The 21,416-nt window shown below is 69.8% G+C and carries 20 protein-coding genes; 16 read left to right on the forward strand and 4 right to left on the reverse strand.

The genetic code is table 11. The features are described from left to right. Nucleotides 1–24: 24 nt before the first annotated feature. From BGP79_RS11000 to BGP79_RS11025, 6 genes are all read left to right on the forward strand, one after another. Nucleotides 25–1,485: an aldehyde dehydrogenase gene (locus BGP79_RS11000; RefSeq protein ID WP_076695475.1), complete on the forward strand. Its 1,461-nt coding sequence runs from the start codon at nucleotides 25–27 to the stop codon at nucleotides 1,483–1,485. 92 nt (nucleotides 1,486–1,577) lie between these two features. Beyond that, nucleotides 1,578–3,224, forward strand: a complete 1,647-nt coding sequence (locus BGP79_RS11005; RefSeq protein WP_083701831.1) for a hypothetical protein — start codon at nucleotides 1,578–1,580, stop codon at nucleotides 3,222–3,224. Beyond that, nucleotides 3,224–4,216, forward strand: coding sequence for a membrane dipeptidase (locus BGP79_RS11010; RefSeq protein ID WP_076695480.1), 993 nt, complete (start codon nucleotides 3,224–3,226; stop codon nucleotides 4,214–4,216). The genes BGP79_RS11005 and BGP79_RS11010 overlap by 1 nt, the downstream gene beginning before the upstream one ends. Beyond that, nucleotides 4,209–4,928, forward strand: a complete 720-nt coding sequence (locus BGP79_RS11015) for a hypothetical protein (protein ID WP_143588397.1) — start codon at nucleotides 4,209–4,211, stop codon at nucleotides 4,926–4,928. Before BGP79_RS11010 ends, BGP79_RS11015 begins: the two co-directional genes overlap by 8 nt. Then, nucleotides 4,925–5,305 (forward strand): RidA family protein, encoded by a 381-nt coding sequence (locus tag BGP79_RS11020; protein ID WP_076695485.1) that lies wholly within the window; start codon nucleotides 4,925–4,927, stop codon nucleotides 5,303–5,305. The genes BGP79_RS11015 and BGP79_RS11020 overlap by 4 nt, the downstream gene beginning before the upstream one ends. A 67-nt stretch (nucleotides 5,306–5,372) precedes the next feature. Next, nucleotides 5,373–6,764, forward strand: coding sequence for an MFS transporter (locus tag BGP79_RS11025; RefSeq protein ID WP_076695487.1), 1,392 nt, complete (start codon nucleotides 5,373–5,375; stop codon nucleotides 6,762–6,764). A 463-nt stretch (nucleotides 6,765–7,227) separates the two neighbouring features. Here BGP79_RS11025 and BGP79_RS11030 read toward each other — a convergent pair whose 3' ends face one another. Then, on the reverse strand, nucleotides 7,228–7,563 hold the full coding sequence (locus BGP79_RS11030) for a hypothetical protein (RefSeq protein WP_076695489.1): 336 nt from the start codon (nucleotides 7,561–7,563) through the stop codon (nucleotides 7,228–7,230). A gap of 108 nt (nucleotides 7,564–7,671) precedes the next feature. On the opposite strand from BGP79_RS11030, the gene BGP79_RS11035 reads away from it, so the two are divergent. After that, on the forward strand, nucleotides 7,672–8,091 hold the full coding sequence (locus tag BGP79_RS11035; RefSeq protein ID WP_369800195.1) for a LexA family protein: 420 nt from the start codon (nucleotides 7,672–7,674) through the stop codon (nucleotides 8,089–8,091). Then, on the forward strand, nucleotides 8,070–9,416 hold the full coding sequence (locus BGP79_RS11040) for a Y-family DNA polymerase (RefSeq protein WP_083701832.1): 1,347 nt from the start codon (nucleotides 8,070–8,072) through the stop codon (nucleotides 9,414–9,416). Before BGP79_RS11035 ends, BGP79_RS11040 begins: the two co-directional genes overlap by 22 nt. 48 nt (nucleotides 9,417–9,464) lie before the next feature. Here BGP79_RS11040 and BGP79_RS11045 read toward each other — a convergent pair whose 3' ends face one another. Then, nucleotides 9,465–10,010 (reverse strand): hypothetical protein, encoded by a 546-nt coding sequence (locus tag BGP79_RS11045; protein WP_076695491.1) that lies wholly within the window; start codon nucleotides 10,008–10,010, stop codon nucleotides 9,465–9,467. 544 nt (nucleotides 10,011–10,554) lie between these two features. On the opposite strand from BGP79_RS11045, the gene BGP79_RS11050 reads away from it, so the two are divergent. The 7 genes from BGP79_RS11050 to BGP79_RS11075 all read left to right on the forward strand — a co-directional run bounded on the left by BGP79_RS11050 (nucleotide 10,555) and on the right by BGP79_RS11075 (nucleotide 15,850). Beyond that, on the forward strand, nucleotides 10,555–11,877 hold the full coding sequence (locus tag BGP79_RS11050) for a ParB/RepB/Spo0J family partition protein (RefSeq protein WP_076695493.1): 1,323 nt from the start codon (nucleotides 10,555–10,557) through the stop codon (nucleotides 11,875–11,877). Between the two features lie 450 nt (nucleotides 11,878–12,327). Beyond that, complete coding sequence (locus BGP79_RS11055) at nucleotides 12,328–13,350, forward strand: DUF4192 family protein (protein WP_076695495.1); 1,023 nt, start codon at nucleotides 12,328–12,330, stop codon at nucleotides 13,348–13,350. A 458-nt stretch (nucleotides 13,351–13,808) separates the two neighbouring features. Then, entirely contained in the window at nucleotides 13,809–14,177 is a 369-nt protein-coding gene (locus tag BGP79_RS11060; RefSeq protein WP_076695497.1) for a DUF6573 family protein, read from the forward strand. A gap of 65 nt (nucleotides 14,178–14,242) precedes the next feature. Next, a complete protein-coding gene (locus BGP79_RS11065) occupies nucleotides 14,243–14,539 on the forward strand; it encodes a hypothetical protein (protein WP_076695499.1) in 297 nt (98 codons plus the stop codon). Nucleotides 14,540–14,560: 21 nt separating this feature from the next. Then, nucleotides 14,561–14,704, forward strand: a complete 144-nt coding sequence (locus tag BGP79_RS16630; protein WP_158067178.1) for a hypothetical protein — start codon at nucleotides 14,561–14,563, stop codon at nucleotides 14,702–14,704. A gap of 124 nt (nucleotides 14,705–14,828) precedes the next feature. Then, nucleotides 14,829–15,368: a thermonuclease family protein gene (locus BGP79_RS11070; RefSeq protein ID WP_158067180.1), complete on the forward strand. Its 540-nt coding sequence runs from the start codon at nucleotides 14,829–14,831 to the stop codon at nucleotides 15,366–15,368. Beyond that, nucleotides 15,365–15,850, forward strand: a complete 486-nt coding sequence (locus tag BGP79_RS11075) for a hypothetical protein (protein ID WP_076695503.1) — start codon at nucleotides 15,365–15,367, stop codon at nucleotides 15,848–15,850. Before BGP79_RS11070 ends, BGP79_RS11075 begins: the two co-directional genes overlap by 4 nt. 49 nt (nucleotides 15,851–15,899) lie before the next feature. On the opposite strand, the gene BGP79_RS11080 is transcribed toward BGP79_RS11075, so the two are convergent. Together BGP79_RS11080 and BGP79_RS11085 are read right to left on the reverse strand one after the other, a co-directional pair. Then, nucleotides 15,900–16,433, reverse strand: coding sequence for an AAA family ATPase (locus BGP79_RS11080; protein WP_076695505.1), 534 nt, complete (start codon nucleotides 16,431–16,433; stop codon nucleotides 15,900–15,902). 148 nt (nucleotides 16,434–16,581) lie between these two features. Then, entirely contained in the window at nucleotides 16,582–17,025 is a 444-nt protein-coding gene (locus BGP79_RS11085) for a hypothetical protein (RefSeq protein ID WP_076695507.1), read from the reverse strand. A 453-nt stretch (nucleotides 17,026–17,478) separates the two neighbouring features. Between BGP79_RS11085 and mobF the strand changes: the two genes are divergently transcribed. After that, nucleotides 17,479–21,416: MobF family relaxase (gene mobF, locus BGP79_RS11090; RefSeq protein ID WP_076695509.1), on the forward strand; the 3,938-nt coding region annotated here is incomplete at its 3' end.

The raw sequence follows: 21,416 nt of genomic DNA on the forward strand, positions 1-21,416 counted from the left end.
CCCAACAAGTCACGAGGTCCCACGATGCCTGTCATCACCACCCCCGCCAGCAGCTTCATCGACGGCAGCTGGGTCGAGGGAACCGGAGAGACGACCAGCCGGGTCAACCCGGCCGCGCCGGACGAGGTGGTCACCACCTACCGCCAGGCCGGCCCGCAGGAGTTGAACCAGGCGATCAACGCGGCGTCCGCGGCCTCCCGCGCCTGGGACCGGCTCGGCGTCGTCGCTCGCGGGCGGATCCTCTCCACTGCGGCCGCGCTGATCCGCGACCGTGCCGACGAGATCGCCAGGGTCATGACGGCGGAGCACGGCAAGCCGCTGGCCGAGTCCCGCCTGGAGGTCGATGCGTCGGCCGACACGTTCGACTACCACGCGGGATCGGCCCGCAACCCGGTGGGCACCGAGTACCCGTCGAGCCACCCGGAGGAGCGGATCCTCACCGTGAGGCGCCCCCTCGGCATCGTGGGGGTGATCACGCCCTGGAACTTCCCGCTGCAGATACCGGCCTGGAAGATCGCACCGGCGCTGCTTCAGGGCAACACGGTGGTCTGGAAGTCCGCCAGCCACACGCCCGGGGTCTCGACCCTGCTAATGGACGTCCTCGCCACCGCCGGCGTGCCCGCCGGCGTCGCCAACCTCCTGCTCGGGCCCGGTTCGCTCGGTTCCGAACTGGTCTCCCACCCGGCCGTGGCCGGCGTGACCTTCACCGGGTCCGTCCCTGTGGGTCACCACATCCGCGGCATCGTGTGCGGCAGAGGAGCCAAGCTGCAGATGGAGCTCGGCGGCCACAACGCCTCGATCGTCCTGCCCGACGCCGACGTCGACCTCGCCGCCTCCAGCATCGTCAACGCAGCAATGGGCTCCACGGGCCAGAAGTGCACGGCGACTCGCCGGGTCATCCTGGTCGGTGACGGGCACGACGCCTTCCTGGACCAGCTGCGCGACCGGGTCGCCGCTCTCACCCTCGGGCCGGGTACCGACCCGGCCACGCAGATCGGGCCCATTATCTCCGCGTCGGCGCGAGACGAGGTCGACGCGGCCATCGATCAGGCCGTCCACGAGGGCGGACAGGTCCTGGCCCAGGCCACGCTCCCGGCCTCCGACGGGTACTTCGTCGCCCCCACCCTGCTGACCGGGCCGACATCCATGACGATCTGCCGGGAGGAGGTCTTCGGGCCTGTGGCCACGGTCCTGCACGCCGACACCGTCGACGAGGCCATCGAACTGGCCAACGCCACCGAGTTCGGGCTGACCGCCGCCGTGTTCACCAGCGACGAGCGCACCGCCCGGCGCTGCGTGACCGACCTCGACGCGGGCATCGTCAAGGTCAACGCGCCGTCCACCGGGTCCGAGCTTCATGCCCCCTTCGGCGGCATGAAGAACTCCACCTTCTCGGGACCACGCGAACAGAACAGTGCCGCCGCCGCGGCCTTCTTCACCCACGAGAAGACGGCCTACCTTCGGCTCGCCCCCGAGGAGGCGTGACCATGATCCTGCAGGACGAGCGGACCACACCGCAAACCGAAGGAACGACCGCCCCGCTCCGGTCTCCAGAGACCGTCCTTTCCAGCGAGGACATGAACGGTGCCTGGGCCACCCGGCACAGCTTCGCGCGCAGCTTCCTTCGCCGGGCCGCTGCCAAGAGGTGGAGCGTCGACCGGGTCCGCCTGGACCTCGACACGGGCGCCCGGGGCACCGCGATCTACACCGTCCACGCCGAGGGTCGACGGCTGACTTTCATCGCCTTCTGCCAGACCCTGGCGGAGAGCGAGCGAACGGATCGCGTGATCGCCGAGGCGTGGGACGTGACCGCCGCCCTGATCGAGGGGCAGCTGACCCCCGAACGCGAGGAGAACCTGCGGCGCAACGTTCCCCTCCAGGAACGCGGCCGCGTCGACGCGGACACGCTCGTCCTGACCCGGGCCAATCGCAGCGAACGCTTCTTCGATTACGTCAGCCAGTGCCTGGCGTCCGGCGCCCAGCCGGAGGCTGAGCGGCTCGGCCCCAGCCCGTACTTGATCCGCAGCACCGCCTTCTACGGCAACGGCAAGTTCGGTCTGAAGGAGTTCGCCGGCCTGGCCGCCGACCACCCCCTGGCGGTGCCATACCGGTCCCAGATGCTCACGGCCTGGTTGCTGCGCGAACTGAGCATCGACATGGTCGAGCACGTCGCCCGCGCGACGGCGACGAGGACCGGGACGACGGCGGTGCCGCTGGACCCCCGGTGGAGCCGATACCTCGGGCTGGGCAACGCCACCGGCCTCGGCATGGTGCCGTTCGTCGTCAACCACCCCGCCTACCTGGACGCCTGGTGTCGGCTCCGAGAGATCCCGCTCGCCACCGGACTGGGCCGCGACTACGCACCAGATGACCCCGATCTGGGGCACGTCGCTGCGCTCCTCGAACGGGCGGACCATTACCTGGAGGAGAAGCAGGGGTTGCAGACCGCGCCGTTCCTTCCACCCGAGCAGATCCGGCCCCAGCTGCGGCAGCTGGCAGATGAGCTGCATGCATACCGGGACTCGGCGTCGGTGCCGACACCGGTCCTGGCCGTGCTGCACGATCGGGCGGCCGGCCTGAGCCCGGAGGCGCGCGGAATCTTCGCGTCGATCGTCATCGAGTTGCGTACCGATTTCGACGAGGAGGCCGAGCACTTGCTCCGCGTCGAGGCCGGTACGCCGTTCGACCCGGCCATGCCCTGCTCCGACCTGCTGCGCGCAGTGAAGGCCCGCTACGGCTGGACCGGCAGCCTGGACTTCACCGACCCCGACCGGACCCGCTACTTCTGGTTTTCGTCCGCGGCCAACGAAGAGCCCAGGCGCGCCCACCGGGAGACCCGGCTGCAGGGAGATGCCGAGCATTGCACGGACGTCGCCCGTCGCGTGAACGCACTCGCGGTCGATCTGGAACGCGTCGCCGGCGAGCGGACCGTCGCAGAGTTCCTTCTGGCCCATCCCGAGCACCGTTTCGCCGCCGTCCGCGTGCAGCAGACGCGCGATTACCGCTACGGCGAGCTTCAGGACAACCTGGTCGACGGCCGGTTCCTGCCCCTGAGCACGCAACGCTTCCAGCTCGCCACGTACGGCATGAACAACTTCAGCCCCAAGTCCACCGACTGGCTCCGCGTCACGCTGTTCAGCGGCGCACCGCTCGCAGCGGATGTTCATGACGGCGTCGACGAGGATGACTGGCTGTTCCCCCTGGCCCCGCGAGAGGTGAAGTGATGGACCGGCGCGAGCACCTGACCGTCGTGGACGGCCTGCAGATCAGCAACTGGAGTCGGCCGGTGCTCGAGGAGCTCCGGGTCGGAGGGGTCAGCGCGGTGAACGCAACCTGCGCCGTGTGGGAGAACGCCGCGGACACGCTCCGATCGATCGGCACCTGGCTCGACCTCGTCAACCGCAACCCCGACCTGGTCTTCCTCGCCAGCTCGGGAGCGGACATCGAGACGGCAAAGGAACAGGGGCGCATCGCGGTGTTCCTGGGCTTTCAGAACGCGAGCCCGTTCGAGGACGACTACCGCTACGTCGAACTGTTCCACCGCCTCGGTGTCCGGATCGCCCAGCTGACCTACAACAACCAGAACCTGCTCGGCAGCGGGTGCTTCGAGGCGAACGATGCTGGGTTGACCCGCTACGGCCGGGTCATCGTGCAGGAGATGAACCGGGTCGGCATGCTCATCGATCTTTCCCACGTCGGCTACCGGACGAGCCGGGACGCCATCGAGGCGTCCTCCGTCCCGGTCTCGATCACCCACTCGAACCCGCTCTGGTTCTACGACACGCCCCGGAACAAGCCGCACGACGTCATCGCACCCCTGGTGGATCGCGGCGGTGTCATCGGCTGCTGCCTCTACCCCACGGTCAGCGGGGGCCAGAGCCTTACGATGGACCGCTTCTGCTCCATGGTCGCGCGCATGACCGACCAGTACGGGCCCACGAGCGTGGGCATCGGCAGTGACTGCACACGCGGCTGGACCCAGGAGTTCGTCGGCTGGCTCCGCAACGGGCGGTGGAATCCGGTCGACCCACAGGACGCGCCGACCTGGCCCGCGTGGCCCGACTGGTTCACCGGCCCAACGGACTTCCCCCGCCTCGCCGAGGGTCTGTCCGTCGCCGGGCTGAACGACCAGACCGTTGCAGCGGTGATGGGGGGCAACTGGGGGCGCCTGTTCGCCGAAATCATGGACGAGACGAAGGAGCCCGCACATGTGTGAGGCTATGACCCGCCCCGACACGGACGACCGGGTCCATACCCGGACCATCGCCGTCCAGCCCCGGGAGATCACCGAAGCGGCGTTCCGCGCCCTCTACGCCGCGGGGGCCGACCCGATCGAGGCGCAGGAGGGTGCCCTCGCCGTACTGCGGGCGGAGCACGATGACCACGGCGGCTTCCGGCTCCTGGAGCAGCTGCTGGATGCCGACTGGATCAGTCCGGGCCGGCCCGGTCTCATCACGGACACCTCCCGTACCGGAGTCACCGTCCGCGAGCTCGAGCCCGTCGGACAACCTGCCCTGCGCACCGCGCTCCAGCTTTTCGACCTGGCCGTCGCTGTCCCCGCCGGCGAGGTCGGTGTCGCCCGGGCTCCGCTCACGCGCGTGCCCCGGACGCTCCTGAACGACCTGGTCCTCCGACACACGGCCCGCCTGCAGCGCCGGATCGTCGTGGCCACCACCGGCACCGACGCTGCAGAGTTCCTGGTCGTGCGGCACGGCGCGCTGGAGGTGACGGGAACGATGCCCGGAGACCCGGGTACGCTGCCGCCACCGTCGATTGCGCCGGACGGCGTCAGCGTTATCGCGGTGTCTGGTCCGGCGGGCGCCGCGGCCGGGACGACCGACCTCGCCCCCCGGCCGCTGGACGTGGACGAGAACCACTGGCGGGCCATGCATCAGGTGGCCAAGACGTATTTGGTGGTGGACGCGTGAGCGACGTCGTCCGCACCCAGTTCGCCGACGGCAGGACCCGGCCGTACTCGGCCTCCGCAGCGGCCGGCGGCACCATCTTTCTCTGCGGCCAAGTACCGACACGTGCCGACGGCACCACACCCGCCGACATCGCCGGCCAGGTCCGGCAGGCGTTCGACAACCTCGAAGCCGTCCTCGCGGAGGCCGGGTCCACGTTGTCGCACCTGCTCAAGCTCACGGTCTATCTCGCAGATCTGGACGAGTTCGACGCCTACAACGCTGCCTATCTCGCCAGGCTCGAGGGTCATCCCCTGCCACCCCGCACCACCGTCCAGGTCGCAGGCTTCCGCGGTGATAAACGCATCGAGATCGATGCCGTCGCCGCCTCCACCACCTGATCGGTCCGTCACCCGGCCCCCACCGGTCCTCCTTCAAACTCGTTCTCTCCGCAGATCGGATACTCCCATGCCCACTCCCGCGCCCGCGCCTGCCGCCGCGTTGACCATCGATGATGCGCCGCTGAACTCCTTCCACAAGCGACTCACCGTCTTCAGTTCCGGTGGACCGTTCCTTGACGGGTACATCCTGGCGATCATCGGCATCGCTCTGGTCCAGATCATTCCCGCCTGGCAGATGAACGACTGGTGGAACGGCCTGATCGGCGCCTCTGCCCTCATCGGGGTGTTCCTCGGTGGCCTGATCTTCGGCAACCTGACCGACAAGATCGGCCGGAAGCTGATGTACACGATCGACCTGATGGCCATCATCGTGTTCTCGATCGCCCAGTTCTTCGTCACCGAGCCGTGGCAGCTGTTCACCCTGCGCCTGTTGATCGGCATCGCCGTGGGCGCAGACTATCCCATCGCCACCGCGCTGGTCGCCGAGTTCGTACCCAGGAACTGGCGGGCCCGGCTCCTCGGCGGGCTGAACGCCATGTGGTTTGTCGGCGCCACGGTCGCCGCCTTCATCGGCTACTGGCTGCTCGCGGTGCCCGATGGCTGGCGCTGGATGCTGCTCTCCTCGGCGGTGCCCGCCGTCGTCATCCTCATCGCCCGCGCGACGATCCCGGAATCACCCCACTGGCTGGTCGGGAAGGGCCGGCACGAGGAAGCGCTGGAGGTGCTGAAGAAGACGATCGGCGAGGGCACGACCCTGGAGGGGATCACCGCCCACGATCCCGCCGCGGAGCTGAGCACTGCGAAGGCCTTCAAACTGGTGCTGACCGGCGGCTACCTTCACCGGGTCATCTTTATCTCGGTGTTCTGGACCTGCACGGTCGTGACCCTCTTCTCGATCTACGCCTTCGGCCCGCAAATCCTGGCCCTGTTCAACCTCGAATCTGGCGACGCGGCGAACCTCGGTTACGGCCTGATCAACCTATTCTTCCTCGTCGGCAACGTCGTCGCCCTGCTGTGCGTGGACAGGCTCGGACGCCGGCCCGTGCTCATCTGGGGGTTCCTGCTCTCCGGTGTCGGCCTGCTGTTCCTCGCGATCTACCCGCACGCACCCCTAGGCCTGATCGCCCTGGCCTTCGCCTTCTACGCCATCTTCAACGGGGGTCCGTCGATCCTCGAGTGGATCTACCCCAACGAGCTCTTCCCCACGAAAGTCCGGGCCACCGCGGTGGGACTGTGTACGGGCACCAGCAGGATCGGTGCCGCCATCGGGACCTTCGCCACACCCCTGGCGCTCACCCATCTCGGGCTGTCCGGCACCATGTGGATCGCCGCCGGCATCGCCATCGTCGGCGCCGTGGTCAGCTTCTTCATGGCCCCCGAGACCAAGGGCCAGGGCCTCGAGCAGGCGGCGGCCCTCCGGACCCGGGGCGCGGGAGCGGCCACGATCACCCTGTCATAGCATGGTCGCCGCAGGCTGGTCGGGGTGGGAGGACCTGTACCTTCCGCCCCGGCCGGGTTCGTCTAGCCGAGGGTGGCTGAGCGTGAGGGCGCCGGCTTCGAGCGCCCGCGAGACCCGGGACTCCGCCTTCGTTGCAGTCCCGACGCGGCCTATGGATCCGATCAGCATCGTCGTCGATCCATGGTGCCCCTCGGCGACGGGAGCCGGTCGCCGAGGGAGTAGTGCAAGAACGATCCGCTGGCGAGGACGCGGACGAGAACGGTTCGGGCTCAGGTCGAGGCGTCGGCGGCGAGTATCACTTCCACTGGGATCAAGTGGCCCGGACGACTACGTCGACAACGGCGTCATCCGGAATCAGGTGGCCTACGCAGTGGGTCACCTGCGAGTCGGTCGTCTGATCTGGGCGGAGGGTCATGGGTGACATTCTCTCGGAGAGTTCCGCCACCGGGTGACGGTGAGCCGCCTACCCACTGCCGGTGTGCCGCGAGACCGATGCTGGGCCGCCGTCGGCCCTCGCCAGTCGAGCAGAGACGATGGGGACCGTGGCGCGGGCGACGTCGAGGTCAGCGCCGGCGTCGACGCACAACCGCATCGCCGCGACAGCCCACCAGCACCCCGACGTCGGGTCGGCCATCGCGGCCTTGTAGGTGCCGGCGGCCGATCCGAGGAGGTCGACGCGGCCGACGGCGGCCGCCCGGATCGTCTCGATCGCTGCCGCCCGGTCTTCGCCCTGGCGGTTGGCGTGCCGGGCGATCACGCCCATCAGGGCCGCCATGACCAGGTCCTCGTGCGTTGCCATCGACCGATCCTTCCTCGCGCTTCTGTCGGGCCTCGGTGTTAGCCTGATGCCTCGTTAGTCGAACATACTTTCGAAGCGGGAGCGTGGGTCGTGAGCGTGGCGGTGGTGGTGGAGGTCGGCGCCCTCACCGACGAGCACTTCGGGGCCGGTATCCAGGTCGCCCCGATCGCGGTCCCGGCAGGGTTCCCCTCGCCGGCGCAGGACTACTACGACGGGTCCGTCGACCTGAACGAACACCTGATCCAGGACCGGACGTCCACATTCGTGGTCCGGGTGTCGGGGGACTCGATGACCGGGGCCGGTATCAGCGACGGTGACGAGCTCGTCGTCGACCGGGCCCGCCGGCCCACCGACGGGTCCGTGGTCGTGGCGATCCTGGACGGTGAACTGACCGTCAAACGGCTCCGTCTCACCCGGGCCGGTGTCGTCCTGGCCGCGGAGAACCCGGCCTACCCCGATGTGCGGGTCCCCGAGCTGGCGGACCTGTCGATCTGGGGTGTCGCCACATGCTGCCTGCACCACCTCTGACCGACCACCCGCCGGCGGCGCCGGCAGGCCACCCGCCGATCGGGCCGGAGCACCGCACCGCCCTGGTCGACGTCAACAGCTTCTACGTCTCCTGCGAGCGGGCCTTCGACCCGAAACTGGCCGGGATCCCCGTCGTGGTCCTGTCCAACAACGACGGGTGTGTCGTCGCCCGCTCCGATGAGGTCAAGCGCCTCGGCGTCGACAACGGCACCCCCTGGTTCCAGCTCGCCGCCCGGGCCAAGGGCTGGGGGATGGTCGCCAAGTCCTCCAACTACGAGCTGTACGGGGACCTGTCCTCGAGGGTGATGGAGCTGCTGGGCCGGCACGCGGCCTGGCAGGAGGTCTACTCCATCGACGAGTCCTTCCTCGGGCTCGACGCCCGCCGCGGCGCCTACGTCGAGCAGGGTCGGGTGATCCGCGCCGCGGTCGCCCGGCACACCGGCCTCCCGGTCTGCGTCGGTGTCGCCCGCACCAAGACGCTGGCAAAGTTCGCGAACCGGATCGCCAAGCAGAACCCGCACCTGGGCGGGGTGTGCGACCTGGACGCGATGCCGGCCGAACACGTCGACGCGATCATGACCCGCGTCCCCGTCACCGGGCTGTGGGGCATCGCCTCCCGGCTGGGGAAGCGATTGAACCTGATGGGCATCGAGACGGTCGCGCAGCTGCGCGACGCGGACCCCGTCCTCATCCGGGACCGGTTCAACGTCGTTGTGATGCGGACCGTGCTCGAACTGCGGGGGATCCCGTGCATCGAGCTCGAGCCCGTTCGACCCGACAAGCAGCAGATGATCTTCTCCCGCTCGTTCTCCACCCCGGTGGTCGGAGCGGAGCGGATGGCCCAGGTGATGGGCCTCTACGCGCAGCAGGCCGCCGCCCGGCTGGCGAAGGAGCACCAGGTCGCGAAGATCATGACCGTCTTCGCCTCCACCAGCAGGTTCCGGGACGACGTCGTCTCCTCCATCGTCTCCGCGACGGTCCGGATGCCGAACCCGACCGCCGACCCCGTCCTGATGTCCAAGGCCGCGATCGAGACGATCCGGGCCCGCGTCGTCGACGGTGCGCCCTACGCGAAGGCCGGCGTGATGCTCACCGGCCTGGAACCGGCCGGCGCCGCCCCCGTCTTCGACGAATTCCTCAGCGTCCACGAACACCGCAACATCGGCGCCCTCATCGGCGACGTCACCACCAGGTTCGGCACCCACGCCATCGGGCTCGGCCGCGCCGGCCTCATCCGAGTCCCGGAATGGACCATGAAGCGACAGCGGATGTCCCCCCGGTACACCACCGACTGGGACGAACTCGCCACCGTGCACGCCCGCTGATCGCCGCCACGGGTCACTCGATCAAGCCCGCGGGCGCGCCGACTTCAGCTACTTCAGTCGCTCGTCAATCGACACGAATCGCACCACTTTCCGGTTGAGCAGTACGGAAGTCTTCCTCTGTTGGCTAGCGGTCATCGTGGTTCGCTTGTTGAACATGGCCAGCAGGAAGTCGTAATCCTCTCGGGGGTCATAGTGGTTGAACTTGTCGGGCGTGAATGCGCCGCGGACATGGAGATCCTTGAGGACGGCGCGGGTGAAGTACTCCCTGGTCAGAGTGATCTTCTCTCGGGATTGCGCTGCCCTCTTGATCTTCACCAGCCGCTCAAGGACAGTAACCTTCTGATTGAGGTCAGGCCGCTCGAAGAGCTGAATGCAGGAGCTCCCGATGGGGAACAGCTCACTGCCGGTCTGGAGATTCGCGATCGTGTACAGCCAACGCAGGTTCGTCTGGCCGCACACACACTCAGCGTTGGCGGTGGGGTCCTCATCGACCGAGGCGAGGTCCCATTCGCGATGGGCGGTTGCCCATCGATCACCGATTGATGCATTGATCACCGCGCTGCTCAGTGCAGCGAAATTCGATGTTCTAGCCATGCTGCCCCCCGGTTTCATGTGTGGACCGCGCCCCACGTGTCTAGCAGTGAGGGGTGGCCGCAGCCACTCCCCGCGTGCTTCGCGTACGGCAGTATCCCACCAGTTCATCGGGGTATACCCATTGTGCTGGGTCCCCTTCGTGCCGGCATAAAGCGTTTCGGCGCAGGGGGACCAGGTCTCGCGAGCTCGACCCGGAGACTGACCTCGCTGCGCTCGGACTGGGAGCCAGTCGTCCGGGTCTCCGCAAGCTCCGCCCCGGCCGCCTGGCTCTTCTTGTTGTGTGCCTGCTGTCCTTCGGATTTTCGCGGCCGCTCCACCCCGGTCAAGCCCCTCCGCTGGCGCTCCGGGGCCGGCTCCTGCCGAGATTCTGCCGACGCGCTCCTTCGTCGCTCACATCGCCGGTAGATTCTCTCCTCCCGCCGCCCTTCGGGTGGACCGGGGCTCCGTCGGCCGCCGCTCGGCAAGCTCGCCAGCAGGCACACAACGACGGGGGAGAGGGACGCCGCTGGTCCAGTCCCAGCCCCCACTCGCCAAGGAGCACGACATGTCCGAGAACCCCACCCAGAGCACCACGACGCCCGCGCTCGTCGAGCTGGACCCGTCCACGCTGACTGTGGACACCAACGTCCGCGCCGACGCGGGGCTGACGCCCGCGTTCGTCGCCTCCGTCAGGGAGCACGGCGTGCTCGTGCCCGTGGTCGCCCACCGGGGCGAGGACGGGACGGTGAAGGTGCTGATGGGCCAGCGGCGCACCCTCGCCGCCGTCGAGGCCGGACAGGCCACCATCCCGGTGCATCTGGTCGCCACCCCGGAAGAGGCGGATCGGCTGGCCAGGCAGGTTGTGGAGAACGACCAGCGGACCGGGCTGACCGAGACGGATCGTGCGGAGGCGATCCACCAGCTGAGCCTGCTCGGGGTGTCCCCGACCCGGATCGCCAAGCGCGTCGGCGTCGCCAAGACCACCGTCGAGACGACGCTGGCTGTGAAGGCCAACGCGACCGCCACGGAGGCGCTGGCCACGGGACTGACCATCGATCAGGCCCTCGTCCTCGCGCAGTTCGACGGCGACGACGAGGCGCAGGAGCAGTTGACCGCTGTTGCCCTCCGGTCCCCGGAGTCGCTGGCGCACGAGGCGTCCCGGTTGAAGGCGTCCCGTGAGCGTGCCGCGCTCGTGGCGACCGCGCAGGCCACGGCGACGGAGCGGGGTCTGACGATTCTGGACCGCAACCCCGCCGCGTGGGGCTACGACGGGGACGCGGTTGCGGTGGCCGAGCTGGCGAAGCCGTCCCCGACCGGGCCGGTCGCCCTGACGGAGGAGGACGCGAACGCCGTCTACGTCGGCACCGACTGGTCCGGGGAGGTCGTGCACTCCTACGCGGTGCTGGACTGGAAGTCCTGCGGGTACAGCCGCCGCCGCACCAGCGGCGACTACGGGGCTGCCGGGGGCGGGATGACCGAGGAGCAGAAGGCCGAACGCCGGGCCGTGGTGGAGAACAACCGGGCGATGGAAGCGGCCCAGGTGGTCCGCCGCGAGTTCGTGGCCACCTTGCTCTCCCGCAAGACCCCGCCCAAGGACGCGGCCCGGTTCATCGCCGCCCGCATCACCGGGCACGCCTACCAGGTCGGCCACAACATCGTCGAGTCGATCCGGATGGCCAAGGGCGAGGACGGCCCCGCGTGGGCCGCGAAGCGAACCACTGACCCGACGATGGTGGCCCTCGCCGCGGTGATCGGGTGCATCGAGGCCGACATGGATCGCGGCTCGTGGCGGAACCGGCCCTCCGGGGCGGGGGAGTACCTGACGGCCCTGATCGGCTGGGGATACACGCCCGCCGATGTCGAACGACTCATGGCCGACACCAAGTAGCCGCAGCGGGTGGTGGGTCCGGTCGAGCGGCCGGGTCCACCACCAGGGCGTGCCTGCCCCGGCGTGAAGCGTGCCGGGGCCGGGGCCCGGTCCTCGCGGGCTCGAACCGGGAAGCGGTCCTCGCTGCGCTCGGGCGGATGAGTCACCGCCGCCGGCCTCCGCAAGCTCCGGCACGTCGTCGGTGCCCCCTTGTTTTTCCGGCTGTCCTTCGGATTATCGCGGCCGCTCCAAGCGGTTCAAGCCCCTCCTTCGTCGGGGCCGGCTCCTCCGAGATTCTGTCGACGCGCTCCTGCGTCGCTTATCTCGCCGGCAGATTCTCTCCTCCGCCGCCCTGCGGGTTGACCCGCTTTCCGTCGGCCGCAGCTCGCATGCTCGCCAGCCGGAAAAACAAATGGGGGAGAGGGACGCGGCTGGTTCCGTCCCAGCCCCGACTCGCCAAAGGAGCACGACATGACCAAGCGCATCACCGTCCGCACTCACGCCGACCTGCTCGCCCTGATGGAGCTGGCCTCCGGGCGTCGCCCGACCGACTCGCTGCTGGTCCAGGGGATGACCGGGCACGGGACCGAGCTGGGTCCGAGTCTGCGGCTGGATCTGCCTCAGCACGTCGAGGACGAGAACACCGTCCGAGCGTTCGCCCTGTTCGTGGTGGACACGATCACCACCGGCGGCCCGCTGGACCGGCTGATGGTCGCCCTCTACAGCGGGGACGTGGACCGGTATGGCGTCCTGACCGACGCGGTCACCGAGGCCGCCAACGCCGAAGGGATCGACCTGTTCCGCCTGTTCCACTGCGCCCCCGCCGCGTGGCGGACCGTCGTCCCCGAGCTGGACGTGTGGGCGATGTGGTCCGAGGTCACCCACAGCGCCGCCGGGATCGCCGCCCGCGCCGAGCACGGCATGGCCGAACGGCCCGCCGTCACCGCCCCCGCCTACACCGGCAGCGCCCTGCAGGGAGCGAAGATCGACCGGGCAGCCCGGGCCTACACGGTCACCGCGACCGACGGTCGGCGCCACCGCGACACGCTCGCCGCCCGACGGCTGATCACCGCGCTGATGGAGGCGGAGACGATCGAGCCCGACGACGCGGCAACCGTCGCGGCGATGGTCGGACACCGGCCCCTGCGGGACTGGATCATGTTCGACGCCTACGGGTTGGGCGACGACCTGACCGCCGGGTGGCCGCTGCTGGCCTCCGGCAGGGTCGTGCCGGACTGGAAGCGGGTCGACGCGGTCGAGGGCGTCATCTGGACCGTGCTGACGATGACCCCGCCCAGCCACCGGGCCGACTTGTTCGCGGTTCTGGCCATGTTCGCGTGGACCAAGGGCATGGGCACGGACGCCGACACGTGGGCGGACCTCGCCGAGCAGGCCGACCCCGGCCACGTGCTCGCCGGACTGATCCGCCAGGGCATCCGTGCCGGAGTTCACCCGCTGGCCACGAACCGGCGTACCGCCTATCGGCGCAGCTGACCGAGCCGCAGGTGGTGGGTCCGGTCGAAAGGCCGGGCCCACCACCGCAGGCGGCTGGCCCCGGCCGAACCCACGCCGGGGCCAGGGCGCCGGTCCTCGCTCGCTCGGACCGGGTAGCGGGCCTCGCTGCGCTCGGACTGTCCCGTCCCCGCCGCCGGCCTCCGCTAGCGCTCCACCCGTCGGCGGGAACCCCGTTTTGTCCGGCTGTCCTGGCGGATTATCGCGGCCGCTCCAAGCCGGTCAAGCCCCTCCGGGGCCGGCTCCGCCACGATCCGGCACGACGCGCTCCTGCGTCGCTCCCATCGCCGCACCGGATCGTTCCCCCGCCGCCCTTGCGGGTTGACCGGCTTTCCGTCGGCCGCAGCTCGCAAGCTCGCCAGCCGGAAAAACGATGGGGAAGAGCAAGGGCCGGGCGGCTGGTACCGGACCGTTCCCCACCTCGCCAAGGAGAGAAGACCATGACCGACAACCCATTCGAGAACGCCGAGATCATCCACTCCTACACCCGGGCCCAGGCCCTCGCCGACGGTGTCCTGATCGACATCACCGAGTACGCCCAGCGGTTCGGTTTCGCCTACCCCGTGGCCGTCACCCGCGCGGTGTGGATCGGGGTGATCCGTGAGACCAGCGGCGCCGCCCAGGAGCTGAACATCCGGATGCTGCTCAACGAAGCCGTCGAGCAGGCCCGCACCGGCCCGCGTGGTGACCGCCGCGCCTTCACCTACACCAAGCCCGCCACCGGGGAGACGTTCCTCATCGTGATGCGCTGCGGACCCGGCGACACCCCCGCCCCGGTCATCACCCTGATGGATCCCCTCGACGACTAGACCACCGCTGGGCCGCCCGAGAGGGCGGCCCAGCCCCACCGGCGGACCCGCGACGAAGAAGGTTCATGATGTGCGCGCACCAGCTCACCATCGAACACACCCCCGGCACGGGAACGACCATCACCGGGGACGACGTCACCGACCAGGACGTCGTCGACGTCCTCACCGCCGCCGGCTGGTCTCACACCGCCCCCACGACCTGGTCCGCCGGCACCAGCGCGCCCGGCGGTGCTCCCGTGTTCCTGATCGAGACCACCGCGGCGCGGATCCGCGCGACCGGGCACGCGATCATCGTGCACATCGAAGACGACGACCAGGCCGGCCTCATCCACCACCCCGCTCGAGCCCAGGCGGCTGTCTGACCCGGGCGCTACAGTGGGCGCATGAGCGCCGACCTGATCCACCCCACGACCCCGGTCGCCATCATCGAACACACCCCGCTCGAGGCCGCTGTCGATCACCACGAGCCCGGCCCGGTCATCGACTCGATCGTCGACCTGGTCTACCCCCCGGCGAACCTCGACTGAGAGCACCACCCCTGGATTTCCTTTGGCGAGGAAAACAGAGAGGGCCGGCGCAGCTGAAGCTGTGCCGGCCCTCTCGCATTACCGGGGCGGTGGCGACAACGGGACGAACGAAATGGAGCGCCGGATGATGACCGCTCGTCGCATCGCCGTTGTGGCCGGGTCCGCCGTGCTCATGTACCTGATGGCCGGATGCCAGGTGGCCACTAATAGCACCGGCCCGCAGCAGAACGGACAGACGGGGACCGTGACCCGCGTGATAGACGGCGACACCGTCGACGTCTCGATCAGCGGCCGCGCTGAGCGCGTCCGTCTCGTCGGCCTCAACGCACCGGAGATCTCCCACGACGGCCATCGTGCCGACTGCCACGGCGACGCGTCCGCGGCCCACGCTCGCGCCCAGCTTGCCGGGCACGTCGTCACCGTCGAGGCCGACCCCGGCCAACCCGAGATGGACGCGTACGGGCGCAGGCTCGCCTACCTCCAGCTCGACGGTCGCGACGTCGGCGCCGAGCTGATCCATGAGGGTGCCGCCGTCGTCTACACCTACGACCGGGCCCATCCGTTCAACCGGCGCGACGCCTACCAGCGTGCCCAAGACGACGCGCGCACCCATGGGCGCGGGGTCTGGTCGGCGTCGACATGCGCGGGGGACTTCGACCGATGAACCTCACCGCAGCGGACGTCACCCGCTTCTGGGAGCGCATCGTGAAGGGCCCGGCCGCGGATGACTGCTGGCTCTGGTCCGGTGCGATCGGCGACGACGGCTACGGCCGGTTCTGGATGTGGACCGAGCACGGTCAACGGGTGTTGCGGCCGCACCGCCTCGCCTGGCACCTGGCCACGGGGGCGGAGGTCGACGAGTCACTGTTCATGCGTCATCTGTGCGACCGGCCGCTGTGCGTGCGCGCCACCACCGACGCCCAGACACACCTGGTCACCGGCACGCACGCGCTGAACATGGCCGACCGGGCGCGCGCTCTGCGCGACACCAACGCCGCCCCGTGGGGCATCGCCGGCCTGGGACGGTCACGGATCGCGCAGACCTCCCGCGCGATCCGTGACGTGCTGCGCGACCGTGGCTACGACGCCGCAGCGATCGCCGCCATCGCCGCCGGCTACAACCTCGACGAACCGACACTGTTCTAGGGAGTGTCTCCCATTGGGCGGATGGGTCATTCGGATCTGGTGGTGAGTCTCATTCGACGCTGGCGGCGAGGATCTCGAGTGCAACGTTTGCGACCGACTTGTCGGTCGTGTCGACCCGTAGATCGTTGGTGAAGCCCGCTCGATCGAGGATGTCCGCCAGCTCGGGGTGACGTTGTGCGTGCCAGCGCAGCGCCGCCTCGTCGTCGTTGTGCCGTCTCGTCAGCCGCGAGAGGACCGCGTCTGGCGACGCTGTCAGGCGAACGTGCAGCATCCTTCTCACGGCCAGCGCGGCAGCAGTTCGTTCAAGTTCGTCAATGGTTTCGACGACCGTAGCGACGACGAGCAGCCGAGCGCCGGCGCGGCGAAAGTTCGCGGCAATCGCCTGCATGTTCTCCAGCGCCAGCGCGGTCCGGAACGGGTCGCTGGGTGGCGAGGGCCACGATCGGCGTAGCCAGTCGACGTCGATCACCGCTCCGGGGATGCCGCGCTGCATAACCTCGTCGCCGAGCACCTCAGCGGTTGTCGTCTTGCCTGTGCCGACGCTCCCGTTGATCAGCACGGTGTCGAACTTCGCGTTGGGCATTACCCCACGGTATCGATCGTCAGCGTGCACCCTTCTAGGGCGAGCCTCACTGTGAATATAGGAGACACGCCCTAGTCGGTCACCACGCGAACCGAAGGAGGGCCCGGCCCCGCAGCGTGGACCGGGACCCTCCTTCGTTGTGTCGGTGTTACGCGGCCGGAACCGCATCGTTGGCGTCGCCGGCGGCCGCCTCACCATCGCCAGCATCCGCGGGCTTGCCTGCCTCGCCCCCGCGCTCATCCCGCTGGTCGTCGACGGGCCGTTCGCCCGCCTTACCGAGGCGGCGCACCGCCGCAGCGCTCAACCCGAGCAGTTCAGCAACCCCGGCGACCGGCTCACCGGTGGCGAGCATGTCGCGTGCGACGTCGTCGGCTTTCGCGAGCGAGCCGGCCGCCTGCTTCTCGCCCTTATCGATCTCGCGTTGCGCTGCAATCTCGGCCCTGGCGCGCGCGTCGTCCGCGCCGTCCAGATGTGAGAAGTAGGTCGCCGCCAGCTTCTCGAGATTCTCGGCCCTGGCGACCCTTTCGGCCGCTCGGGCCCGTGCCGACTGACGCGCCTCCAGCGCCTTGCCACTCTTCCGTTGTGCTGCCATGACTGCCTCCCACCAGTTCGACAATGCCGTCACCAGCAGGCTACCGCCCCCTGTACTTTCCAACCGGAGGACCTAACGGTCAGCGAGGCGGTGACAGACCAAACTCAGGTCTGGACCCACCTCGGGCTCTCAGGACTCCGAGCGCATCCTGAGCGCTGCGATGATCCGCCGTGGACAGCTCCGAGATCTTCCTCCGGTCTCGTACCTGCCCACCACCGATCAACCCACCACCGCTCACGGTTCTACACAATCGAACGAGCGGTGGAAAACGAAGAGCATGTTTCCCACCGCATCATTCTCATGTGCAGAACCGCATCACCATCGTGATGGCCCATCCTTCCGTGATCATCGCGGCTGATTCCTCATTCTTCGGACACGCTGAACACTCCTTGATCGTCACACCTCTTGCATCATGATGACGGTCGGCCTCCCGGCGGGTATTCTCGGGCTGTGATGACCGTCCACAAGCTCAGCGCTGGGGACGGCTACGCCTACTACACCAACGAGGTCGCCACCGGCGACCAGATCCGCGACAAGACCCGCGAGCTGGGGGACTACTACACCGTCGACGGAATGCCGCCGGGTCAATGGGGCGGCCTCGGGGCGGCCCACCTCGGCGTCTCGGGTGAGGTGAGCGAGGCGCAGATGGCCGCCCTGTTCGGGGAGGGTATCCACCCGGACGCAGCCGCCATGATCGCCGGCGGGGCAGACGAGAAGGACGTTCGGCTGGGTCAGCGGTTCCGCCGCCCCACCGTGGCGGACGAAACGCTGAACACCCGCACGGCGACCGCCCTGGCCGACCACGAGCGCCGGTTCGGGGCCGAACCGGACGCGGACACGCGCAGGCAGATCCGGGCGAAAGTCGCCGGGCAGCTGTTCCGGGAAACCCACGGACGGAACCCGGCCAGCGCCGAGGAACTAGGCCGGTTCCAGACCATTCAGGCCAAGCCCACGTCGCAGACTGTGGCCGGATACGACCTGGTGTTCGCGCCGGCGAAGTCGGTGTCGGTGCTGTGGGGCGTCGGCGGCCAGGACGCCCGCCACCAGATCGAGGCGGCCCACTACGAGGCCATCGAAGAGACGATGCGCTGGCTGGAGAAGGAAGCGACCTACACCCGGCGCGGGCGCAACGGGGTGCGGGTCGAGGACGTCGACGGGGGCCTGGTCTACACCCGGTTCCGGCACTACGACTCCCGGAGCGGGGACCCGCAGCTGCACGACCACGTCGTGGTCTCGAACAAGGTCCGCGGAGCCGACGGGAAGTGGTCCGCCCTGGACGGACGACCCCTCTACCAGTTCGGCGTAGCTGCCTCGGAGCGGTACAACCGGCTGGTCACCCAGAAGGTGTGCGAACGCCTCGGGGTGGGCACCGTCCGCCGGTACACCGCCGGCGGGGACCGGCCCGTGTACGAGATCGCCGGGGTGCCCGTCGACGCGATCGAGGCCGCCTCCACCCGGCGAGGAAGCATCGACGCCGAGCTGGCCCGGTTGCGTGACGAGTTCGTCGAACGCAACGGGTACGAGCCGTCCAAGAAGCAGCAGATCGCCCTCGCGCAGCAGGCGACGTTGGCGACCCGACCCCACAAGCCGGAGACCCGTCGGCTGGCTGACCTGGTCGAGGGATGGACCGAGACGTACGGGCAGCTGCCCGGGGTGCAGGTCGGCGCGGCCGCGGTCGAGACGGCACGGGAGCACCGATTCGATGGGCTGTCCCAGATGGTCCGGGCCGGGGAACCCGAGCCCGTGGCGCACGCGGCGATGCTCGACCCGATGACCGAAGCCCGGGAGGTCATCGCCCGCCTCGAGCTGGACCGCGGGGTGTGGGGCGAGCAGCACGTGATCGCCGAGACCACCCGCCGGCTGACCGCCCGTCTGGGTGGGCAGGCCGCCCCGGACGACCTGCACGCGGCGATCGTCGAGGCCGCCCTGAACCACCACTCCCTCTCGGTCACCCCGCAAGAGGCGCGCCCCACCCTCGAGGCCCTGTCCCGCGCCGACGGGGTCTCCAAGTACACGCGCCCGCACCGGAGGATGTGGACCTCCGCCGCGGTGATCGCCAGCGAGGACCGGCTCTTGACGGCCGCCGGCACCACCGTCATCCCCGCCGCCGTGGAGGCGAACTTTCAGGCGGCCCTGGCCCGGCAGGACGTCGTTTTCAACGCCGGTCAGCTGGCCATGGCCCGCGAGTTCGCGACCAGCGGCAAGCTCCTGTCATTGGGGATCGGCCCGGCCGGCGCGGGCAAGACCACCGCGCTGCGCCTGACCGCCGACACGGTCCGGCAGGCCGGCGGAAACGTCATCGGCCTCGCACCGACCGCCGCGGCCGCGAAGGTGATGAGCGACGAACTCGGCGCGACGGCGACGACCATCGACGCGTTCGTCCTCGCACACCAACCCGGCGCCCGCACAGCGGCCGCCGGCGGTGCTGGGCCGGTGGTGCAGCCCGGAGACGTCATCATTCTCGATGAGGCTGGCATGGTCTCCACCCGCCTGTTCGCCGAGGCCGTGACCATCGCCGAAGCCCACGGGGCGGTCGTGCGGGCACTAGGGGACGATCAGCAGCTCTCCGCCGTCGGCGCCGGCGGGGCGCTGCGCCTGCTCGACCGCCAGACACCCGCGGTCCACCTTGAGGACCTGCACCGGTTCCGCACCCGGGGCGAGGACACCGCGACCCTCGCGCTGCGCGAACCCCCCGCCGTCGGCACCGACGACCCATGGGGCTTCTATCGCGAGCACGGCCGGCTGCAGGCCGGGGACAAAGAGACCATGACGTCAGCGGTGTATGAGGCATGGCAGGCCGACACGATTGCCGGGAAGAACGCGATCATGGCCGCCTCCGATAACGCCACCGTCACCGAGCTGAACGCTCGCGCCCAGGCGTTCCGCCTCTCCACCGGCGAACTCGACCCCACCACGTCGGCACCGCTGCGAGACGGGCTGGCCGCGCACGTGGGCGACCTGGTCGTCACCCGCCGCAACGACCGGCGGATGGGCCTGCACGAGGGCAAGGACTTCGTCAAGAACGGCGACGTGTGGACCGTCGAAGCGATCCGCCCCGATGGGTCCCTGGCCGTCACCCACACCGGCCACCACGGCGCCATCGACCTGCCGGCCGAGTACGTCGCGCAGAACACGATGCTCGGGTACGCCCACACCATCCACCGCACCCAGGGCACCACGTGCGACACCACGCACGCCCTCGTCGACTCCCGGCTGTCCCGGTCGCTCGCCTACGTCGCCGGGTCCCGTGGCCGGGAGTCCAACCGGTTCTACGTCGCCCTGGGGGACGGGGAGACGATGACCGAGGCCCTGGCCTCCATCGCCGGGAACCACGACACCAACCTGACCGCGCACGAAGTCACCGCCGCGGCCCGGGTCCAGGCCCGCGCGACCGCACCGGCCCGGGCCGCCCTGGTGGATGTGGAGGTCCAGGCCAACGAGGCGCGCGCCGCGGTGATTGTGCGGACCAGCCTCGCGGCGCCGGCCGCCGGCGCCGTCCTCGCCGACGCCGACGGGCTGGCTCACCTGGCCGAGACGATCCGCGAGGCGCACGAGGCCGGGTACGACGTCGAGGCCCTGACCCGTGACGCGTGGGACACCCGCGCCGGGGATCCGAGCCTGTTCGAACGCCACCACCCCGCCGACGCGTTGGCCTGGCGGATCCACCAGCGCGTCGAGACCGGCACCGAGATCCGGGCCGCGGCGACTGAGCGACCCCTGGCCGGGGTGTCCGACGAGCACCTAAACCGTCTGGCCGGGCGGGCGCGGGCCAACCTGACCGCCGTCGAGCGGGAAGCCGGGGACACAGTCAGCGCCCCGGCCGGGACCACCGCGCCCTGGCACCGGCGCCTGTACGGGCACCTCTCCGACGAGTCGCTGGCTGCCCGCCTCCAGGAGAACACCGACGCCTGCGACCGGCTCGTCCCGTCCGCCGCCGACCGCGACGACGACGCGCGGCGTCTGGCCTGGGTGGGGCGGCAGCTGGCCGACGAGCAGGCCACCCGGGCGGCCATGGCCCCGGACCGGGCCGCTGAGGAGACCTACCAGCGGGGCCCGGCCGGTCAGGCCCGCGGCACGGGACCGGCCGACGCGGCGCAAGCCCGTGTCTGGCAGCACCGGGCCGTGCTGTCCCGCCTCGAGCGGGAACAACGCCTCCGGTCCCTCGTGCCGGCAGCCCGCCCCGATCACACGACCAGCCAGGGGCGGCCCGTGCTTCCGGCGTGGGTCGCGGACAGGACCGTGCTGGCGGACATCCGCACCCCCGCGGCTTGGCGCGTCGAGCTCAGTCGCCGGCACACAGAGCTGGCCGCCGCGATGACCCGCCGCGGCGGGGAGCTGGCTCTGACCCCGCCGACCTGGGCGAACGAGCTCGGGCCCATCCCCCGGGACAC

Source organism: Tersicoccus sp. Bi-70 (assembly GCF_001968825.1).
GTDB lineage: Bacteria > Actinomycetota > Actinomycetes > Actinomycetales > Micrococcaceae > Tersicoccus.